We start from the raw sequence: 17,345 nt of genomic DNA on the forward strand, positions 1-17,345 counted from the left end.
CGTGGCCGGCGCAGCCCGGTCATGCGCTGATGGACTTATAGCGCCTCAGCATAGACATTTTTTGCATAATAGCCAAGAACAGTGGCTTATGTGCAACAGCCTTCCCGTGTTGGTTGCCAGGACAGAGCGATCAATGAAGCAATCGTTCATCCCCCGGCAAGGTATCCACATGCATCGGCGCCCAATGGCGCGGGCGCGCCCCGGGGAAGTCCAGACTCGCCCAGGGACCTGCCAGCGGCGGCGCGGCGGCGAGCCAGCTCGCCAGGGCCTGACGAAAGCCGCCCAGGAAAGCCTCACGCTCGGGGGTTTCCCCCATGAAGAAGGAAAACCCGGCATAGAGGCCTCGCGCGTATTCTTCCCATCCCCCGTAATGGGTGGCGGCCAGCGTATGGGCTCGACGCAGCCTGGCGAGAAAGTCTGCCTCATCCAGCCAGCCCAGCTGCCGACCGGCGATGGCAAGGTCCACCGCCTGGGCCAGATCCCAGGCGGCGAGGTTCAGGTCGTTGCAGCCATCCTCATTGGCCCGGACACGCTGCAGTCGAAGCAGGTGGTTGCGCTCTTCCTCGCCACACTCATCGCTCTCCAGCGTCGTGATTTCCGACGCCAGGCGTGCCGGGTTGAGCGTATAGGGCGCGTAGTTGATCTGATACTCCTGACGGTCGCCAACCTCCAGCAGATAGTCGATGAACTCCGCCAGCCCCTCCGGGCCATGCACGGCATAATGACCATCCACCCATTCCCGTATCGAAGCGCACTCACGCTCGCTCTCCGGCTGCGGCAGACTCCAGATCGCGCTGTTGAGCGGGCCGACCAACGCCATGGCGGTGAACTGACTGAGCCCCGGGCGCGCGCCCGGTTCCCGCCACTCTCCACTCTGCCAGTCGAGCCAGTGAAAGAGACTGCCCGGGTCGTCACGGTGCCAGAGAATCTCCGCCGCCAGGGAGGGCTGATCAGGCTCGGGCAGAAGCGTTTCCCATTGCGTCCAGGCCGACAGCAGGCGACGGGCATCGATATAGAATCGACACAGGGATCCCTGCAGCGCCGACGCCAGCTCCGTCAGTCGCGAGGCCTCGAACCACCCGCTGTCCATCGCCATCTGCAGGTGGAAGGCGAACTTTTCCGCCATATGGATGGTCGCGGCGTGGCGGCTGGCCCGCCCCAGGGCATCACGTCCCGCCAGGTCATCGCCGGCGACCCGTCCGAAGGGCGTTCGGGAAGACGGCAAGGCACCATGGGCCGCATCAGCCGCGAGCTGGTTGAGATGATGCGCCTGAGCCGGCAGCCAGTAACGGGCCAACGCCTCCACACCTTCGTCGGCATGCAGGTCGAGAATCTCGGTGAGATAGCGTCGGGCATCTTCACTCCGCGCCGACGGCAGACTCGGTGTCCCCCCCTGGCGCATCGCCAGCTCGGGCTCCCTTACCGCTGCCAGGGCCAGAACCCAATGCCACGGATCGCGACGCCAGTCGCGCATGCGCTCTCGGGAGATATCGATCAGCTCGGGATCGATCAATTCCTGAAGGGCCGGTTTCCAGGGGCTCACCGGTGCATGCAGGAGCAGCCGCCAGTCGGCTTCGACACTGCCCAGTAGATCCTCTCCTTCGAACAGACTTCGGCCGCGTTGATAAGCCCGGGCGAGCGCCAGCCAGTCACTGTAGCGGCGCTTCACCAGGTCCGCACCGTGAAGGGCAAACATCCGGGCCTCGTCGTCACTCAGCCAGCCGAGACAGTCGCCGGCCCAGGCCAGATCGATCAAGCGCAGCCAGTCCCAGGCGGCCCACTCCAGAGGCTCGCCTTTTTCCACGAACCCAAGCAGGACACGGCCGAAATCACGATCTCGCGGGGCGAGCCCGGCATGCCAGCGGCGACGTGCCTCGTGATCGGCCTCGCTCAAGCGATTGGCATCGAGGTCCCAGCCTTGCCGGTCACCCTGGGCGCCCAGCCACAGGAGCACCCGAATCAGCTCATCACGTCCCGTCACCTGCCAGGCCTCGGCCAGCCAGCCTTCCAGCCCATGCCAGTCCAGCGCCTCCGCCGGCACCTCCAGTACCGGGCTGAAGGCGGCCCGCAACCGCCATACTCGTGCCTCGGGCTCCTCGGGCCACAACGCCGGCGTCTGTCGGTTGGCAAGCAGCCAGTCGCGCAGCATTTCCCAGGTCACCCCCTCGCCATCACGCTCGAGCGTGGACAGGGCTTCGCAGGCCTCGACGAAACCGTCATCGCCGTGAACCCAGCCTGTATCATTGCGCGCACGGCGCAGCGCCGCCAACCAGTCATCGAGGCTAGCATGATGGGCATGAATCTCTTCGGCCAGGCGCTGCCCCCATTGCCGGGCCCGCGCCTCGCTCAACCACTCGGCCGCTCCCGCCAATGCCGTGACTTCCAATGCGGCCAGTAGCCGCGCCGGATCGGGATGGGCGCTGTCCAATGCCTCCAACAGACGCCAGCCCAGTTCACCGCGATCGACGACGTCAAGGCTTGCCAGGCGTGTGCGCGCCGTCTCTGGCGCGAGCGCGAGGGGATCGGGCGCGAAGGCCCAACCGCACAACACCAGCTGCTGGGCCCACCAGGCATTCATGGGATCGACCAAGGCACACCTCGCCACACATCAGGATCGGGGAACGCAAGACGCGTCCCTGTGAATTCGGCGACACAGTGTAACGGAAAGCTGGCGTCACGCCGATGCTTGACCACCTTACCGCGAAAGATGCCGCGGGGCTTGGCGCCATGTTGTAAATAATGCACACTCGTAAAACAAGATAGTCACCAAGCGAGTCTGCCCTCATGAACGCCGATACCTCACTGCTTATCGACAAGGCCTACGTGGCCGGACAATGGCGTGACGCCGAGCGTCGCTTTGCCGTCACCAACCCTGCCACCGGCGAAACCCTGGCCAGGGTTCCCGATCTCGATGCCGAGGACGCACGGCAAGCCGTGGCCGCTGCCGAAGCGGCCTGGCAGGGCTGGCGACGCAAGCCGGCCAAGGAACGCGCCTCGCTGCTGCGCGCCTGGTTCGACCACATCATGGCCAACCAGGATGCCCTCGCTCGGCTGATGACCCTCGAACAAGGCAAGCCGCTGGCCGAATCCCGTGGAGAGGTCGCCTATGGTGCCAGCTTCGTCGAATTCTACGCCGAACAGGCCAAGCGTGTGGCCGGTGAAACGCTGCCCAGCCATGGCGCCGATAAGCGCATCCTGGTGCTGCGCGAACCCATCGGCGTCGTAGCCGCCATCACGCCCTGGAACTTCCCCCTGGCGATGATCACCCGCAAATGCGCCCCGGCACTGGCCGCCGGCTGCACGGTAGTGATCAAGCCCGCCGAGGCGACGCCCTTGACCGCACTGGCAATGGCCCGGCTGGCCGAAGATGTCGGCATCCCCGCGGGCGTCATCAATGTGGTAACCGCGGCTCGGCCCGCCGAGATCGGCGAGGTACTCACCACCGATCCGCGAGTGCGCAAGGTCTCCTTTACCGGCTCCACTGCCGTGGGCAAGCGTCTACTCGCCCAATGCGCCGGCACGGTCAAGAAGACGTCCATGGAGCTCGGCGGCAACGCTCCCTTCATCGTCTTCGACGACGCTGACCTGGATGCTGCCGTGGAAGGTGCTGTGGCTTCGAAGTTCCGCAACTCGGGGCAGACCTGCGTGTGCACCAATCGCGTGCTGGTGCAGGCCGGTGTCTACGAAGCCTTCCTCGACAAGCTGGCCGCCCGCGTCGCCGAACTCCAGGTCGGCAACGGCCTGGAGGACGGCGTGGCTCAGGGACCGCTGATCAACGATGCTGCCGTGGACAAGGTCCGCGAGCATATCGCCGATGCCCTCGACAAGGGCGGTCGCCTGGTCTGTGGCGGCCAATCTCACGAGCTGGGCGGAACCTTCTTCCAGCCCACGGTGATCGGCGATGTCGACGGCAGCATGCGCGTGGCCACCGAGGAGACCTTCGGCCCGCTGGCCCCGGTATTCCGCTTCGATACCGAGGAGGAGGCCATCACCATGGCCAACGCCACCGAGTCCGGGCTGGCCGCCTACTTCTATGCCAACGACTACCGCCGCATCTGGCGTGTCATGGAAGCCCTCGAATATGGCATGGTGGCGGTCAACGAAGGCCTGCTTTCCACGGAACTTGCGCCTTTCGGCGGCGTCAAGGAATCCGGGCTTGGGCGCGAAGGGTCGCACCACGGCCTGGATGAATACACTGAACTAAAATACGTCTGTGTCGGCGGCTTGTAATCGCCTACTCACTTCACGATCCCGGGAGATTCTCATGAACAACGCCCAGCTCAACGAACTCAAGCAACGCTATGTCGCCAGCGGCGCCGCCAGTCCCGCCACGGCGTTCGCCGATCACGCCGAGAACGCCGAGATCTGGGATGCCGACGGCAACCGTTTCATCGATTTTGCCGGCGGCATCGGCGTGCTCAACATCGGCCATCGCCATCCCAGGGTGGTCGAAGCGGTCAAGGCCCAGCTGGACCGCGTGATGCACACCTGCCAGACGGTGATGCCCTATGAAGGCTACGTGAAGGTGGCCGAGAAGCTCAGCCAGGTCACGCCGGTTCGCGGCCATGCCAAGGTCATGCTGGCCAACTCCGGCGCCGAGGCCCTGGAAAACGCCGTCAAGGTCGCTCGTGCCGCTACCGGCAAGAACAATGTGATCTGCTTCGACGGCGGCTATCACGGCCGCACCTTCATGACCATGGCCATGAACGGCAAGGTCGCCCCCTACGCCACCGATTTCGGCAGCATGCCGGGCAACGTCTTCCGTGCGCCCTTCCCGGTGCCCTACCACGGCGTCAGCGAGGACGAAGCCCTGCGCGGCCTGAAGATGGCACTCAAGACCGATGCCAACCCCAAGGACACCGCGGCGATCGTGCTCGAGCCGGTGCTCGGCGAAGGGGGCTTCTACCCGGCCCCGCCCAGCTTCCTCAAGGCGATCCGCGAGATCTGCGACGAGCACGGCATCCTGATGATCATCGACGAGGTGCAATCCGGCTTCGGCCGTACCGGCAAGCTGTTCGCCATCGAGCACAGCGGCGTCGAGCCCGACATCATCACCATGGCCAAGAGCATGGCGGACGGCATGCCGATCTCCGCCGTGGTCGGCACCGACAAGCACATGGACGCCTCCGGCGGCAACTCTCTGGGCGGCACCTACACCGGCAGCCCGGTGTCCTGCGCGGCGACCCTCGCGGTTCTCGAGGTCTTCGAACAGGAAAACATTCTGGAGAAAAGCCAGGCGCTGGGCGACAAGCTGGCCGAGCGCTTCGCCGCCTGGCAGCGTGACTTCGCCTGCATCGACAATGCTCGCAACATGGGCGCCATGGCCGCCTTCGACGTCGTTGCCGACAAGACCGCGCACACCCCGGATGCCGACCTGACGGGAGCGCTGTGCAAGAAAGCTCGCGAGAAGGGCCTGATCCTGCTGTCCTGCGGCATGTACGGCAACACCGTCCGCTTTTTGATGCCGGTGACCATCGAGGACGCAGTGCTCGAAGAAGGCCTGGACATCATCGAGACCTGCCTGAAGGAGCTGGTGGGCAGCCAGGCCGCCGCTACCGCCTGAGGCTCCCTCCCCGGAACCAGCGCGCCGCCCTACGGGGCGGCGCTTTTTTTCATGGCAGACAAGGCGTGGTTACCCGGATTTTCTGACCTTGGCGATGACCCACAGCAGCACCACGGCCCCCACCACGGCGGTCACCAGCGAGCCGATGAACCCGCCGGAAGACAGGCCGAGCAGACTGAACAGGAAGCCGCCGACCACCGCGCCGACGACGCCGACGCCGATATTGCCCAGCAGCCCGAAACCGCCGCCACGCATGATGTTGCCGGCGATCCAGCCCGCCAGGCCCCCGATGATCAACCAGGCGATGATACCCATGCCGTTCTCCTTTCCGGTTAGTGATTTCCATGATGTTGCCTTGCCAGGATGTCAGAAGGAAGACCCTGGCTGTTCGAGAAACGCCAGCTCCTCGGGCGTCGAGTTTCGCCCCAGGATGGCATTGCGGTGCGGGTAGCGACCGAAGCGGTCGAGTATATCGCGGTGTCGGTGTTCGAAATCCAGGTTGCGCTCCAGGCCGGGTTGGTCGAAAAGGCGCAGCGCCTCGTCGTGGATGGCCCGCGACTCGCTGTGCATGTAAGGCATATAAAGGAAGGCTCGCTCCCCGGTGGCAAGCGCCTGGTCATCGCCCCGGGCGACCGCTTCCTGGGCCAGGACCAGGGCGATGGGATCGGCGGCAAAGGCCCGGGCCGTGTCGCGGTGGATATTGCGCGAAAATTGATCGAGCACGATCACCTCCGCCAGCCTGCCATGTGGCGTTTCTCGCCAGCGCCATAGTTCGCCGCGCAGCGCCGCCGCGAGCGTATCGGCGAAACGCTCGGCAATATCGGCATCCAGGGCCGGATCCTTGCGAAACCATTGCGTGGAATCCAGTGTCTCGAACCAGAAAGCCAGTACCCGCGCCGGTCCTTCTTGTATCGTCATCTCATCACTCCTCGCTTCATGGCCACCAGGCGCGACATCCAACCGGGTAGCCGGTCACGGTCGGCGAGTCCCGCACGACCGAAACATACTAGACGAAAGGCGTATGGCATATAAGCTCACGACTCCTAAACTCCCCGCGTCGCTGTAAATTTACGAAATTTTACGTCGCAAGGCGCGAGCGACACGGCAATAAACTCTGATGTTTACGGAATCTTCTGACATGCATGCCCTGACTCTCGCTTCCTTCCTGTTCTTTACAGGTCTGGTGGCCTTCATCACCTGGCGGATCACCCGCCGCGACGATCACAAGAGCGCCAACGGCCTCTTCCTGGCCGGCCGCAGTCTGACGTTCCCATTGATCGCCGGCTCGCTGTTGATGACCAATCTCTCCACCGAGCAGATGGTCGGCCTCAACGGCTCGGCCTTCAGCGACGGCCTAAGCGTGATGGCCTGGGAAGTCGTCGCCGTCATCGCCCTGGTGCTGCTGGCACTGTTTTTCTTGCCACGCTTTTTGCGCAGTGGCATCGCTACCGTACCGCAGTTGCTGGAAATCCGCTTCGACAAGGCCACCCAGCGCATCACCAATGTGATCTTCCTGCTCGCCTATGCGGTGATCCTGCTGCCGATCATCCTCTATTCAGGCGCCATGGGACTGCAGGGCATGCTCGACCTGCATGGCCTGACAGGCATCCAGTCCGATACCACCCTGCTGTGGCTGACCGTCTGGCTGGTGGGGCTGATCGGTTCGCTCTACGCCCTGTTCGGCGGCCTGCGTACCGTCGCCGTGTCCGACACGCTCAACGGCATCGGCCTGCTGATCGGCGGCTTCGTGATCGTCTATTTCGGCCTGCAGGCGATCAGCGACGGTAGCGGCGTGATGGCCGGCTGGGAGACGCTCAAGCAGACCCATCCCGACAAGCTCGACTCCATTGGCGGTGCCGACCAGCAGGTTCCCTTCTTTACCCTGTTCACCGGCGTCTTTCTGATCAACGTCTTCTACTGGACCACCAACCAGCAGATCATCCAGCGAACCTTCGCCGCCAAGAACCTGGCCGAGGGCCAGAAGGGCGTGCTGCTGACCGGCTTCTTCAAGCTGCTCGGCCCCATCTACCTGGTGCTGCCCGGGATCATTGCCTACCACCTCTATGCCGATCAGGGCATCAAGGCCGATGAAGCCTATGGCCACCTGGTGTTCAACGTGCTGCCGCCCTACCTCACCGGCTTTTTCGCCGCCGTGATGGTCGGTGCCATCCTGTCCTCCTTCAACTCGGCCCTGAACAGTACCACCACGTTGTTCAGCCTCGGCTTCTACAAGGGCGTGCTGAACAAGGAGGCCAGCGAAGCGCAGGTCGTGCGCGCCAGCAAGATCTTCGGCTGGATCATGGCCGTCATCGCCATGACCATCGCCCCCCTGCTGGCCGGCCAGGAGAGCCTGTTCGGCTATCTGCAGAAGATGAACGCCATCTACTTCATCCCGATTCTGGCGGTGGTCCTGGTCGGCCTGCTGACGCGACGGGTGCCGGCCATGGCCGCCAAGATCGCCCTGGTCGGCGGCTGTCTGCTGATCTTCGCCGGTTACTTCATTCCGCCGTTCGACAAGCTGCCCCTGGTCATGCACGAGTTCCACTTCGTCGCTGCCGTCTTCGTGCTGCTGGTCGTGGGCATGCTGATCATCGGTAAACTGCGTCCCCGAACCGATGCCTGGGTTCACGAGGACAGCGGCGCGGTCGATCTCACGCCCTGGAAGGGAGCGGTTCCCGTCGGCATCGTGCTGGTGATCCTGGTCATCATCATGTACGCCGCCTTCGCCGGCTGACCCACCTCACCCTTCCTCACCCGCCTCGACGCCCCGCTGCCATGCGGGGCGTCGTCGTTTCCGGCACCACCATGTCCTTTTCGGTGGGATATTGGTCATTGTGGACACCTTCGCCTTCCGCCAGACTCCAGGGCATGCCGTTGCGCTCAGGAGTCGTCGATGACATCCCCATTACCCCATGCACGTCGCGTCGCGCTGCTCGCCTATCCCGACTGCCAGGTGCTTGATGTCGCCGGCCCCTGGCAGGTCTTCGCCAGCGCCAACGCGCTCGCCGACCGGACACTCTACGAGCTGAGCCTGGTTGCCCGTTCCCCCGGCACCCTGGTCACCAACGGCGGCCTGATGATGATGGCCGACCTCGACTGGCAGGGACTGGCATCCCTCGGCGCCCCGGACACCTTGCTGATTGCCGGCGGCAGTGGAATCTTCGCCGAATGCCGGGCCGGACACCACCTCGACGAGCTAAGCGAGATGGCACCGCATATCAGGCGCCTCGGCGCCATCTGCACGGGTGCCTTCCTGTTGGCCCGGGCCGGGCTACTCGACGACCACCGAGCCACTACCCACTGGCGCCATGCCGACATGCTGGCACAGACCCATCCGCGGGTACGTGTCGAGCCCGATGCCCTCTACGTCAACGATCGCGACCGCTATACCAGCGCCGGTGTGACAGCGGGCATCGATCTTGCCTTGTCACTGGTCGAAGCCGACCACGGCACCGCTCTCGCGGGCCGCGTCGCCCGCGAACTGGTGATGTTCCTGCACCGTCCGGGTGGCCAGGCCCAGTTCAGCGAGGCGCTGTTGCATCAGCAACGAACGACCGGCCCCTTGCGCGAACTGCTCGACCACCTGCACGCCGACCCCGCCGCCGATCATGACCTCGAGAGCATGGCGGCGCAGGTGTCGGTCACGCCGCGTCATCTGTCGCGACTGTTCCGGCGTCACTTGGACACCACACCAGGCGCCTACCTGACCCGCCTGCGACTGGAAGGCGCACGCATGCACCTGCTCGACGCCTGCCCCGGCCCATCGCTCGAACGCCTGGCCGCCCGGTGGCGATTGGGCCACGCCGAACAACTGCGGCGGCTCTTCCACCGCCGGTATGGCGTCTCGCCATCGGTCTATCGCCAACGCTTCGGCGCCCGCCCCCATACCCCGCCTACCGAGGAGGCCCCATGCCCCTGACCGTTTCCCTGCTCTCGCTCTGCCAGGCCTTGCTGGTGAGCGGCAATATCCTGCTGATCGCCGTCTCCCCGCTCATCGGCGCCCAGCTCGCTCCGGCCCCTGCCTGGTCCACCGCACCAGTGGCAACGCAGTGGCTGGGCCTGATGTGCGCCACCATCCCGGCCTCCTTGATCATGGCCAGGCTGGGGCGCCGTCGCGGCTTTGTGCTCGGCAACCTGATGGGCATCGCCGGTGCGTGCCTCGCCGTGCTCGCCTTGCACTCGCAGCGCTTCGGCCTGTTCCTGATCGCCACCTGGCTGATCGGGATCGGCATCGGCTTCGGCCAGCTCTATCGCTTCGCCGCCGTCGAGGCCGCCCCCGAAGGAGGACGCGACCGCGCCATCGGCCTGGTGATGGGCGGGGGCGTACTGGCGGCCTTCTTCGGTCCCTGGCTGGCACGCCACAGTCACAGCCTGGCCGACACCCCCTATCTGGGCAGTTTCATCGGTCTGGGCGCACTCTATCTGTTCGCCCTGGTCCTGCTTGCCTTCGTGCGCATGCCCGCCGGCACCCACGACGCCACCGCCGGCGAACGGCGCCCATTGAGCGAGATCGTTCGCCAGCCGGTCTTCGTGCTGGCGGTGGTCAGTGCCATGGTCGGCTACGGCGTGATGAACCTGGCCATGACCGCCACGCCGCTGGCAATGGCCGAGGCCGGGCACAATTTCGATCACGTCGCCGCTACCATTCAGTGGCACGTGGTGGCCATGTTCCTGCCGTCCTTCGTGACCGGCCGGTTGACCGCCCGTTTCGGGGCGCCACGGATGATCGCCTGCGGCTGCCTGCTGCTGATCGCCAGTGCCCTGACCGCCCAGTTCGACGCCGGCCTGGCGGGCTTTCACGGCGGCCTGATCCTGCTCGGGGTGGGCTGGAACTTCACCTTTCTGCCGGCCACCGGTCTACTCACGGAAACACACAGCCCTGCCGAGAAGGCCCGCACCCAGGCCGCCAACGAATTCCTGGTGTTCTCCACCGCGGCGATCACCGCGCTGCTGGCGGGACCCGCAGCCTCCAGCCTGGGCTGGCCGCTGCTCAATGTCGTGCTGATCCCGTTGTGCGCCGTGCCCCTGGTGCTGCTCGGCCTTGCCTTCCGCGCCCATCGCCCACAGATTAGAGGCTGACATGGACGCCAGGCGGACCCTTGAATGCCCCAGGATTTGACACGCGACCTGCAGGACCTGATCGAACGCGGCCGTGACCGCCAGTTACGCCTGGCGGTCACCGGCCTGTCACGCGCCGGCAAGACCGCCTTTCTCACTTCGCTGGTCGACCAGCTCCGACACGCCGGCCTCGAGGCACGGCTGGACCTGCTCGCCGCCGCCCGGGAGCAACGGCTGCTCGGCGCCCAGCGCGTCGCCCAGCAGGACCTGGGCGTGCCACGTTTCCCGTATGATCAGGCGATGCAGGCCCTCGGCAGCGAGCCTCCGAGCTGGCCGACACCGACTCGTGGCATCAGCGAACTGCGTCTGAAAATCCGCTACCGCCGCGCCCACGCTACCTGGTGGCGCGGCCATACCGCCGAACTGACGCTCGACCTGTTCGACTATCCGGGGGAATGGCTGCTCGATCTGCCGCTGCTCGATCACGACTTCGCCAGCTGGAGCCGCACACAATGCGAGGGCGACGGCCCCGCCCGACGCGCCCTGTTCGAGGAGTGGCACGCCGCCATCGCCGATCTGGACCCCGCCAGCGACGTCGACGAAGCGCGTCTCGCCGAACTCGCCGAGCACTACGCCGTTGGCCTGCGCGCGGCTCGCGAGGCCGGTTTCTCCGACCTTCAACCCGGCCGCTTCCTGCTGCCCGGCGACCTGGCCGGCGCCCCGGTACTGCAGTTCTTCCCCCTGCCCGGTCTCGACGACTGGACGCCCGAGGCCCTGGCAGCTCTGCCCGACACCAGCCTCTACGCCACCCTGTCGAGGCGGTTCACCTACTATCAGCAGCATATCGTGCGGCCTTTCTACCGAAACCATTTCCGGCGCTTCGATCGCCAGATCGTGCTCATCGATGTGCTCGGCGCCCTCAATGCCGGTCCGGAACGCTTCGAGGACCTGTCGCGCGCCCTGTCCCGCTTGATGCAGAGCTTCGATTACGGTCAGCGCAGCCTGCTGTCGCGATTGTTCACGCCGCGTATCGACCGGCTGGCCATCGCCGCCACCAAGGCCGACCACGTTACCCCCGAGCAACATGTGCGCCTGGTGGCATTGCTCGAAGCCTTGCTGGTCGAGCCGCTCAAGGACCTGCGCTTCGCCAACGTGCCCGTCAAGGCCCTCTCCCTGGCCTCGGTGCGCGCCACCGAGGTCCGCGAAGTCACCCGCCAGGGGCGCACGACGCCGGCCCTGCGCGGTACCGACTTGAACGGCGAGTCCGTGCTGACCTTTCCCGGCGAAGTGCCCACACGCCTGCCCGACGCCGCTTTCTGGTCGCGCCAGGGTTTTGATTTCACGGCCTTTCGCCCCCTGCCACGGGCACCCGGTCCCTTGCCCCATATCCGCATGGATGCCGCCCTCGACTGGCTGATCGGAGACAAGTTGACATGAACGACGCCCCTCAACGGGACACGCCGGACCCCAGACCGGGTCAGCGGTTCGAGTCCGAGACGCCCACGCGCGAGCCGGACCCGGCGCCGGCCCGCCGCTTCGACAGCGACCTGGCGAGTCGAGCCCTGTCCCCGGGCGACGAGCCGGACGATCGCGTGCACCCGGATCCGTCGACACATCTCGGCCGACCGCGCAAGCGGCGCTGGGGACTGCTCGGCATGCTCGCCGGCGCACTGGGCCTGGGCGCGGCCGAGTTCGTCACCGGTCTGCCCGCCAGCGTGGCCAGCGGCGACTGGCTGACCACCGGCTGGCAGCTGCTCGGGCTCGGCGCCGTGGGACTGGGCGGTCTGGCGATCCTGCGTGAACTCTGGCGGCTGCGCCGACTCGGCCGGCACAACCGCCTGCGCGAGGCACTCACCCGACTGCCCGAGTGCTCACCCGAGCAGGCCATGGCGCTGGCACGACGCCTCAAGACCCAGCTCGACCTGCATGACGATCATCCTCACTGGCAAGGCTTTCTCGCCGCACGCGAGCCCCATCACGACGGCCGGGATCTCGCCCCGCTGCTGGCCCATCACCTGCTGGCGCCCCGCGACCGCGAGGCACGGCGACTGATATCGCGCATGAGCGGCGAGACCGCCGTCATGGTGGCGGTCTCGCCGCTGACTCTGGTCGACATGGGCCTGGTCGCCTGGCGTCACCTGGCCATGATCGACCGGCTGTGCCGACTCTACGGACTGGAACTCGGCTACGCCGCCCGGATCAGCCTGCTGCGCGACGTGCTCCGGCAGATGGCCTTCGCCGGCGCCACGGAGCTGGCCAGCGACGCCAGCATGCAGATGCTCTCGCTGGATCTCGCCGGCCGGCTTTCCACCCGGGCCGCCCAGGGTCTCGGCGTCGGCCTGCTGGGCGCACGACTCGGGCTACGCACCCAGCGCCTGACCCGCCCGCTGACGTTCGACGACACGGAACGCCCGCGCCTGGCCGACTTGCGCCGGGAGCTCTGGCAGCAACTGCGCCGCCTGGAGGACAAGGACAAGCCCTCATCTTGAAGGCTCGATTTACCCTCCCATCTGCTGACGCCCCCGCTCGCCGAGATCCGCCGGCCGTGCGCGGCCGGTGAAGTCGACCTCGAAGTCGTCCGGGGCGAAATCGGGCGGCGTGCGTCCCTCGACGAAGGCCTGCCATTGCCCCGGCAGGTAGGCCGCGTTCTTGTCGCACCAGGGGGCGGCCCCGATATACATGACGTTGCTGTCATACTCGCCTTCATGCTCGGGGTCCACGGCGTGCACCACGTCACAGTGCCACCAGATGGTATCGCCGGGATCGAGATCCGGGATCGGCGTCAGGGCCTCCAACAGGGGCGCGTGCCAATGAGGATCGATCGAGAGCGCACGGCCGGGCCGCGCACCGCACAGGTCGTCCTCCGGGACATCGTCCTGCAAGGCCCGCAGCAGCAGATAGCTCATCACGTTGGCGACGGGAATCAGGTTCAGGGTCCCGGCGCCCGAGCGTTGCGGCGTCAGCGCCGTCCAGCCCTGGAAGGTGCGGAACATCGAACATACCGCCGGCGAGGCGATCTCGCGTACTTGCGTGCGTCCCAGGCCTGCGAAGGGGTCGAAGCGCTCGGGCGCTCCGCGGAAGACATGCCGATAGACGTGGCGAAACCCCTCGTCGAGCCAGCGCTCCACGGAGCCGCCATCGACATGCGGCGACAGTCCCAGGCTGCCGGAACCAGGCGGCCGGCGGCGCAGCCGGTCGACATAGCTGGCCAGGTGGCCAGGATCGAACTCTTCACCGGCATCCCACAGGCGGTTGAGGAACACCTGCACGTCGCAAAGCCGCTCGTCCTGACGCGCCTGCACCTGGGGCGACGACCAGTAGACGCCGTAGATCTGCGGCTTGCCCTGCTCGAGCTCGCCGAAATACGAATCCTCGGCAGCATTCGCCAGGCGTTCCATGAAGCGATTTCGGTCGAGGTAATCACCGATCTGTGTATTCCAGTGGCGTGCTCGCTCGGCCGGGAAGACCCCCGCGACGGCACAGGCACCGCGCTGGCGAATGCGCTGCCGATCGGCTTCGGAGAGTCGACCGGCGATGAGATCATCGGCCGCGAAGCGGGGTATCGGCTGCTCGCCGGCGACGCGCTCCGCCTGGATGCGCTCGATCTGTGCCAGGATGTCGTCCCGGGCACGTTCGAAGGCATCACGGTAGCCCGGCAGGTCGCGCTTCAGACGCCGCTTGGTCTCGCGAATCGTGTCGGAAAGCTCGGTGAATTCCTGTGTCATGGCGTTCTCTCCTCAGGCCAGGCGAGCTTCGGTTTCGGCTTCGAACAGCACGGCACGCCGCATGTCGACGCGCAGGCCTAACCGCTCGCCCGGAGCAACGCGGCAATCGGGCCCTACCCGGGCCGTGATCTCGGTGTCACCGAGCGGCAGGCGCAGCAGGATATCGGCCCCGGTAGGCTCGACCACGCTGACCCTGGCCGAGAGTGGCGTGCCCTCGGCCCGATCGCCCAGCCGCGCATCCTCCTCGGCGAAGTGCTCGGGTCGCAGCCCGAGCGTCAACGTCCGCCCGACGTACTCGGCCAGCGCCGGCGTTTCGCGGGATGCCGGCCACGGCAGCGTCAGTTCCGCTTCGCCGTCGGTGGCGATGTGCAGCCGATACGCTCCGGATTCGCCATCCAGCCGTGCCTCGATGAAGTTCATCGAGGGCGACCCCATGAAGCCCGCCACGAACATGTCCGCCGGGTTGTTGTAGACTTCGTCCGGCGAACCCAGCTGCAGGATACGACCATCGCGCATCACGGCAATGCTGTCGGCCAGGGTCATGGCCTCGATCTGGTCATGCGTCACATAGACGATGGTGGTCCCCAGCCGCTGGTGAAGCTTCTTGATCTCGGTGCGCATCTCGACACGCAGCTTGGCATCGAGATTGGAGAGGGGCTCATCGAAGAGATAGATCTGCGGCTCCCGCGCCAGGGCGCGCCCCATGGCCACGCGCTGACGCTGGCCACCGGAAAGCTGCGCCGGCTTGCGATCCAGCAGGTGCGAGATCTGCAGCAGGTCGGCGACCCGTTCCACGGCGGCCTCGCGCTCGGCCTTGGGCACCTTGCGCATTTCCAGGCCGAAGGCGATATTGCCGCGCACCGTCATGCTCGGATAGAGCGCATAGGACTGAAAGACCATGGCAATGTCGCGCTCGGCGGGGGTTCGCCAGGTGATGTCGTCGCCGCCGACCAGGATGCGCCCCGACGTGACCGGCTCCAGGCCGGCGATGGCATTCATCAGAGTCGACTTGCCGCACCCCGATGGCCCCACCAGGATCAGGAACTCACCGGAGTCGATGGCCAGGCTGACCTCCTCGAGCACCCGGGTCGTACCGAATTCCTTGCAGACATTGTCGATTTCCAGAGCTGACATGGCGAATTACCTCGCGTTGTTATCCTTTTACCGAGCCGGCGGTGAGCCCCCGGACGAAATACTTGCCGGCCAGTACATAGACCACCAGGGTCGGCAGCGCGGCGATCATGGCGGCGGCCATATCGACGTTGTATTCCTTCACCCCGGTAGAGGTGTTGACCAGATTGTTGAGCGCCACCGTCACCGGCTGGGTGTCGTGGCCCGAGAAGGCCACCCCGAACAGGAAGTCGTTCCAGATCTGGGTGAACTGCCAGATCACCGAGACCACGATGATCGGCTTGGAGACCGGCAGCAGGATCCGCCAGAAGATGCGGAAGAAGCCCGCGCCGTCGAGCTTGGCCGCCGAGACCAGTTCGTCGGGTATCGACACGTAGAAATTGCGAAAGAACAGCGTGGTGAAGGCAATGCCGAACACCACGTGCACGAATATCAAGCCGACCCGTGAACTCGACAGCCCCAACCAGCCGAGCGTCTGTGCCATGGGCAACAGGATGACCTGGAACGGGATGAAGCAGCCGAACAGCATCATGGCGAACACCAGTTCGGCCCCCTTGAAGCGCCACTTGGTCAAGGCATAGCCGTTCAGGGCCCCGATCAGGGTGGCGATGGCCACCGCCGGGATCACGATGGCGAAGGAGTTCCAGAAGTAGCCGCTAACGCCGTCGCAGCGCATGCCGGTGCAGGCCGAGCCCCAGGCCTTCAGCCAGGGCGCCAGCGTCGGATTGTCGGGCAGCGCCAGCAGACTGCCGGCCCCGATCTCGTCCAAGGGCTTGATGGACGTCAGCACCATCACCGCCAGCGGCAGCAGATACCAGAGTGCCGCCAGGATCAGCACCAGGTGCAGCGCCAGGCGCCAGGCGCGCGCCGCCGGGGTCCGGGCGCGAATCACATTATCCATGTCGACGACTCCGCAATTCCGAATAGAGATAAGGCACCAGGATCGCCAGGACGCCGCCCAGCATCAGAATGGCGCTGGCCGACCCCATGCCAATCTGAGACCGGGAAAAGGCATGGGCATACATGAAGGTCGCCGGCAGGTCCGAGGAATAGCCCGGACCGCCACCCGTCAGCGCTACCACCAGATCGAAGCTCTTGATGGCGATGTGCGAGAGGATCATGACCGCACTGAACACCACGGGACGCAGGCACGGCATCACGACCCGCCAGTAGACGCGCGGCAGGCTCGCACCATCGAGCTGGGCGGCCTTGAGGATGCTGTCGTCGATGCCGCGCAGTCCCGCCAGGAAGAGCGCCATGACAAAGCCCGAAGCCTGCCATACTGCGGCGATCACCAGGGTGTAGACGGCCATGTCCGGATCCACCAGCCAATCGAAGGTGAAGGACTCGAAGCCCCAGCCTCGCACCATGGCCTGGATGCCGAGACCGGGATTGAGCAGCCATTTCCACACCACCCCGGTGACGATGAATGACAGCGCCATGGGGTACAGATAGAGGGTTCGCAACACGCCCTCGCGGCGGATGCGCTGATCGAGCAGGATCGCCAGCCCCGCCCCCAGCACCAGGCAGAGACCGACGAAGAGCGCGCCGAATATGCCCAGATTGGTGGCCGCCACCCACCAGCGTTCGTTGTTCATCAGTCGCGCATATTGAGTGAAGCCGACGAAATCGTAGCTCGGCAGCATGCGCGAATCGGTCAGGGAGAGGATGAAGGTCCACAGCATGAAGCCGTAGACGAAGCACAGCGAAATCACCACGGACGGCGCCAGCACCAGCTTGGGCAACCAGGCCTGGAGATGACCGGTCACGCTGGGACGCGAGACCGGCGCGCCGCCAGGCCGCGCCGCCTCCCCGGGAGTCGAAACGGATTTCATAGGACTACCTCAGGCTCGAGAAGAATACGACGC

General features: G+C 65.7%; 15 protein-coding genes. 7 read left to right on the forward strand and 8 right to left on the reverse strand.

What is annotated here, in order from left to right:
* Nucleotides 1–130: 130 nt before the first annotated feature.
* Nucleotides 131–2,590, reverse strand: a complete 2,460-nt coding sequence (locus RSO41_RS05570) for a DUF1266 domain-containing protein (protein ID WP_315618083.1) — start codon at nt 2,588–2,590, stop codon at nt 131–133.
* A 194-nt stretch (nt 2,591–2,784) separates the two neighbouring features.
* On the opposite strand from RSO41_RS05570, the gene RSO41_RS05575 reads away from it, so the two are divergent.
* Both RSO41_RS05575 and gabT read left to right on the forward strand, forming a co-directional pair.
* The gene (locus RSO41_RS05575) at nt 2,785–4,230 is read left to right on the forward strand and encodes an NAD-dependent succinate-semialdehyde dehydrogenase (protein WP_315618084.1); all 1,446 of its coding nucleotides are present in this window, start codon (nt 2,785–2,787) and stop codon (nt 4,228–4,230) included.
* A gap of 34 nt (nt 4,231–4,264) precedes the next feature.
* A complete protein-coding gene (gabT, locus tag RSO41_RS05580; protein WP_315618085.1) occupies nt 4,265–5,563 on the forward strand; it encodes a 4-aminobutyrate--2-oxoglutarate transaminase in 1,299 nt (432 codons plus the stop codon).
* Nucleotides 5,564–5,632: 69 nt separating this feature from the next.
* On the opposite strand, the gene RSO41_RS05585 is transcribed toward gabT, so the two are convergent.
* Entirely contained in the window at nt 5,633–5,878 is a 246-nt protein-coding gene (locus RSO41_RS05585; RefSeq protein WP_315618086.1) for a GlsB/YeaQ/YmgE family stress response membrane protein, read from the reverse strand.
* Nucleotides 5,879–5,929: 51 nt separating this feature from the next.
* Nucleotides 5,930–6,481, reverse strand: coding sequence for a DUF924 family protein (locus RSO41_RS05590; RefSeq protein ID WP_315618087.1), 552 nt, complete (start codon nt 6,479–6,481; stop codon nt 5,930–5,932).
* A gap of 220 nt (nt 6,482–6,701) precedes the next feature.
* On the opposite strand from RSO41_RS05590, the gene RSO41_RS05595 reads away from it, so the two are divergent.
* A complete protein-coding gene (locus RSO41_RS05595; RefSeq protein WP_315618088.1) occupies nt 6,702–8,297 on the forward strand; it encodes a solute:sodium symporter family transporter in 1,596 nt (531 codons plus the stop codon).
* Nucleotides 8,298–8,313: 16 nt separating this feature from the next.
* Here the strand turns inward: RSO41_RS05595 and RSO41_RS05600 are convergent, their stop codons facing one another.
* Nucleotides 8,314–8,463, reverse strand: a complete 150-nt coding sequence (locus RSO41_RS05600; protein WP_315618089.1) for a hypothetical protein — start codon at nt 8,461–8,463, stop codon at nt 8,314–8,316.
* Between RSO41_RS05600 and RSO41_RS05605 the strand changes: the two genes are divergently transcribed.
* Genes RSO41_RS05605 through RSO41_RS05620 form a run of 4 tightly spaced genes read left to right on the forward strand, consistent with a single transcriptional unit; the run spans nt 8,457 to nt 13,110 of the window.
* Nucleotides 8,457–9,482: a GlxA family transcriptional regulator gene (locus RSO41_RS05605; RefSeq protein WP_315618090.1), complete on the forward strand. Its 1,026-nt coding sequence runs from the start codon at nt 8,457–8,459 to the stop codon at nt 9,480–9,482. The two genes, RSO41_RS05600 and RSO41_RS05605, sit on opposite strands and share 7 nt — an antisense overlap.
* Nucleotides 9,473–10,642: an MFS transporter gene (locus RSO41_RS05610; protein WP_315618091.1), complete on the forward strand. Its 1,170-nt coding sequence runs from the start codon at nt 9,473–9,475 to the stop codon at nt 10,640–10,642. Before RSO41_RS05605 ends, RSO41_RS05610 begins: the two co-directional genes overlap by 10 nt.
* A 24-nt stretch (nt 10,643–10,666) precedes the next feature.
* Nucleotides 10,667–12,058 carry a YcjX family protein gene (locus RSO41_RS05615; protein ID WP_315618092.1) on the forward strand — a complete coding sequence of 464 codons (1,392 nt, stop codon included), beginning with the start codon at nt 10,667–10,669 and terminating at the stop codon, nt 12,056–12,058.
* Nucleotides 12,055–13,110 carry a YcjF family protein gene (locus RSO41_RS05620; RefSeq protein ID WP_315618093.1) on the forward strand — a complete coding sequence of 352 codons (1,056 nt, stop codon included), beginning with the start codon at nt 12,055–12,057 and terminating at the stop codon, nt 13,108–13,110. Before RSO41_RS05615 ends, RSO41_RS05620 begins: the two co-directional genes overlap by 4 nt.
* Before the next feature lie 9 nt (nt 13,111–13,119).
* On the opposite strand, the gene RSO41_RS05625 is transcribed toward RSO41_RS05620, so the two are convergent.
* Genes RSO41_RS05625 through RSO41_RS05640 form a run of 4 tightly spaced genes read right to left on the reverse strand, consistent with a single transcriptional unit; the run spans nt 13,120 to nt 17,312 of the window.
* Nucleotides 13,120–14,346 carry a YbiU family protein gene (locus RSO41_RS05625; RefSeq protein WP_315618094.1) on the reverse strand — a complete coding sequence of 409 codons (1,227 nt, stop codon included), beginning with the start codon at nt 14,344–14,346 and terminating at the stop codon, nt 13,120–13,122.
* Nucleotides 14,347–14,358: 12 nt separating this feature from the next.
* Nucleotides 14,359–15,480, reverse strand: a complete 1,122-nt coding sequence (locus RSO41_RS05630; protein WP_315618095.1) for an ABC transporter ATP-binding protein — start codon at nt 15,478–15,480, stop codon at nt 14,359–14,361.
* Between the two features lie 19 nt (nt 15,481–15,499).
* Nucleotides 15,500–16,378 carry a carbohydrate ABC transporter permease gene (locus RSO41_RS05635; protein ID WP_315618096.1) on the reverse strand — a complete coding sequence of 293 codons (879 nt, stop codon included), beginning with the start codon at nt 16,376–16,378 and terminating at the stop codon, nt 15,500–15,502.
* Complete coding sequence (locus RSO41_RS05640) at nt 16,371–17,312, reverse strand: sugar ABC transporter permease (RefSeq protein ID WP_315618097.1); 942 nt, start codon at nt 17,310–17,312, stop codon at nt 16,371–16,373. The genes RSO41_RS05635 and RSO41_RS05640 overlap by 8 nt, the downstream gene beginning before the upstream one ends.
* Nucleotides 17,313–17,345: the final 33 nt, after the last annotated feature.

This window comes from Halomonas sp. I1, from assembly GCF_032334135.1.
In the GTDB taxonomy this organism is placed as follows: Bacteria; Pseudomonadota; Gammaproteobacteria; order Pseudomonadales; family Halomonadaceae; genus Halomonas.

Coding starts and splice junctions, on each gene's coding strand:
- RSO41_RS05575 (WP_315618084.1), top strand. CDS start 2,785: ATGAACGCCGATACCTCACTGCTTATCGACAAGGCCTACGTGGCCGGA.
- gabT (WP_315618085.1), top strand. CDS start 4,265: ATGAACAACGCCCAGCTCAACGAACTCAAGCAACGCTATGTCGCCAGC.
- RSO41_RS05585 (WP_315618086.1), bottom strand. CDS start 5,878: ATGGGTATCATCGCCTGGTTGATCATCGGGGGCCTGGCGGGCTGGATC.
- RSO41_RS05590 (WP_315618087.1), bottom strand. CDS start 6,481: ATGACGATACAAGAAGGACCGGCGCGGGTACTGGCTTTCTGGTTCGAG.
- RSO41_RS05595 (WP_315618088.1), top strand. CDS start 6,702: ATGCATGCCCTGACTCTCGCTTCCTTCCTGTTCTTTACAGGTCTGGTG.
- RSO41_RS05605 (WP_315618090.1), top strand. CDS start 8,457: ATGACATCCCCATTACCCCATGCACGTCGCGTCGCGCTGCTCGCCTAT.
- RSO41_RS05600 (WP_315618089.1), bottom strand. CDS start 8,463: ATGTCATCGACGACTCCTGAGCGCAACGGCATGCCCTGGAGTCTGGCG.
- RSO41_RS05610 (WP_315618091.1), top strand. CDS start 9,473: ATGCCCCTGACCGTTTCCCTGCTCTCGCTCTGCCAGGCCTTGCTGGTG.
- RSO41_RS05615 (WP_315618092.1), top strand. CDS start 10,667: ATGCCCCAGGATTTGACACGCGACCTGCAGGACCTGATCGAACGCGGC.
- RSO41_RS05620 (WP_315618093.1), top strand. CDS start 12,055: ATGAACGACGCCCCTCAACGGGACACGCCGGACCCCAGACCGGGTCAG.
- RSO41_RS05625 (WP_315618094.1), bottom strand. CDS start 14,346: ATGACACAGGAATTCACCGAGCTTTCCGACACGATTCGCGAGACCAAG.
- RSO41_RS05630 (WP_315618095.1), bottom strand. CDS start 15,480: ATGTCAGCTCTGGAAATCGACAATGTCTGCAAGGAATTCGGTACGACC.
- RSO41_RS05635 (WP_315618096.1), bottom strand. CDS start 16,378: ATGGATAATGTGATTCGCGCCCGGACCCCGGCGGCGCGCGCCTGGCGC.
- RSO41_RS05640 (WP_315618097.1), bottom strand. CDS start 17,312: ATGAAATCCGTTTCGACTCCCGGGGAGGCGGCGCGGCCTGGCGGCGCG.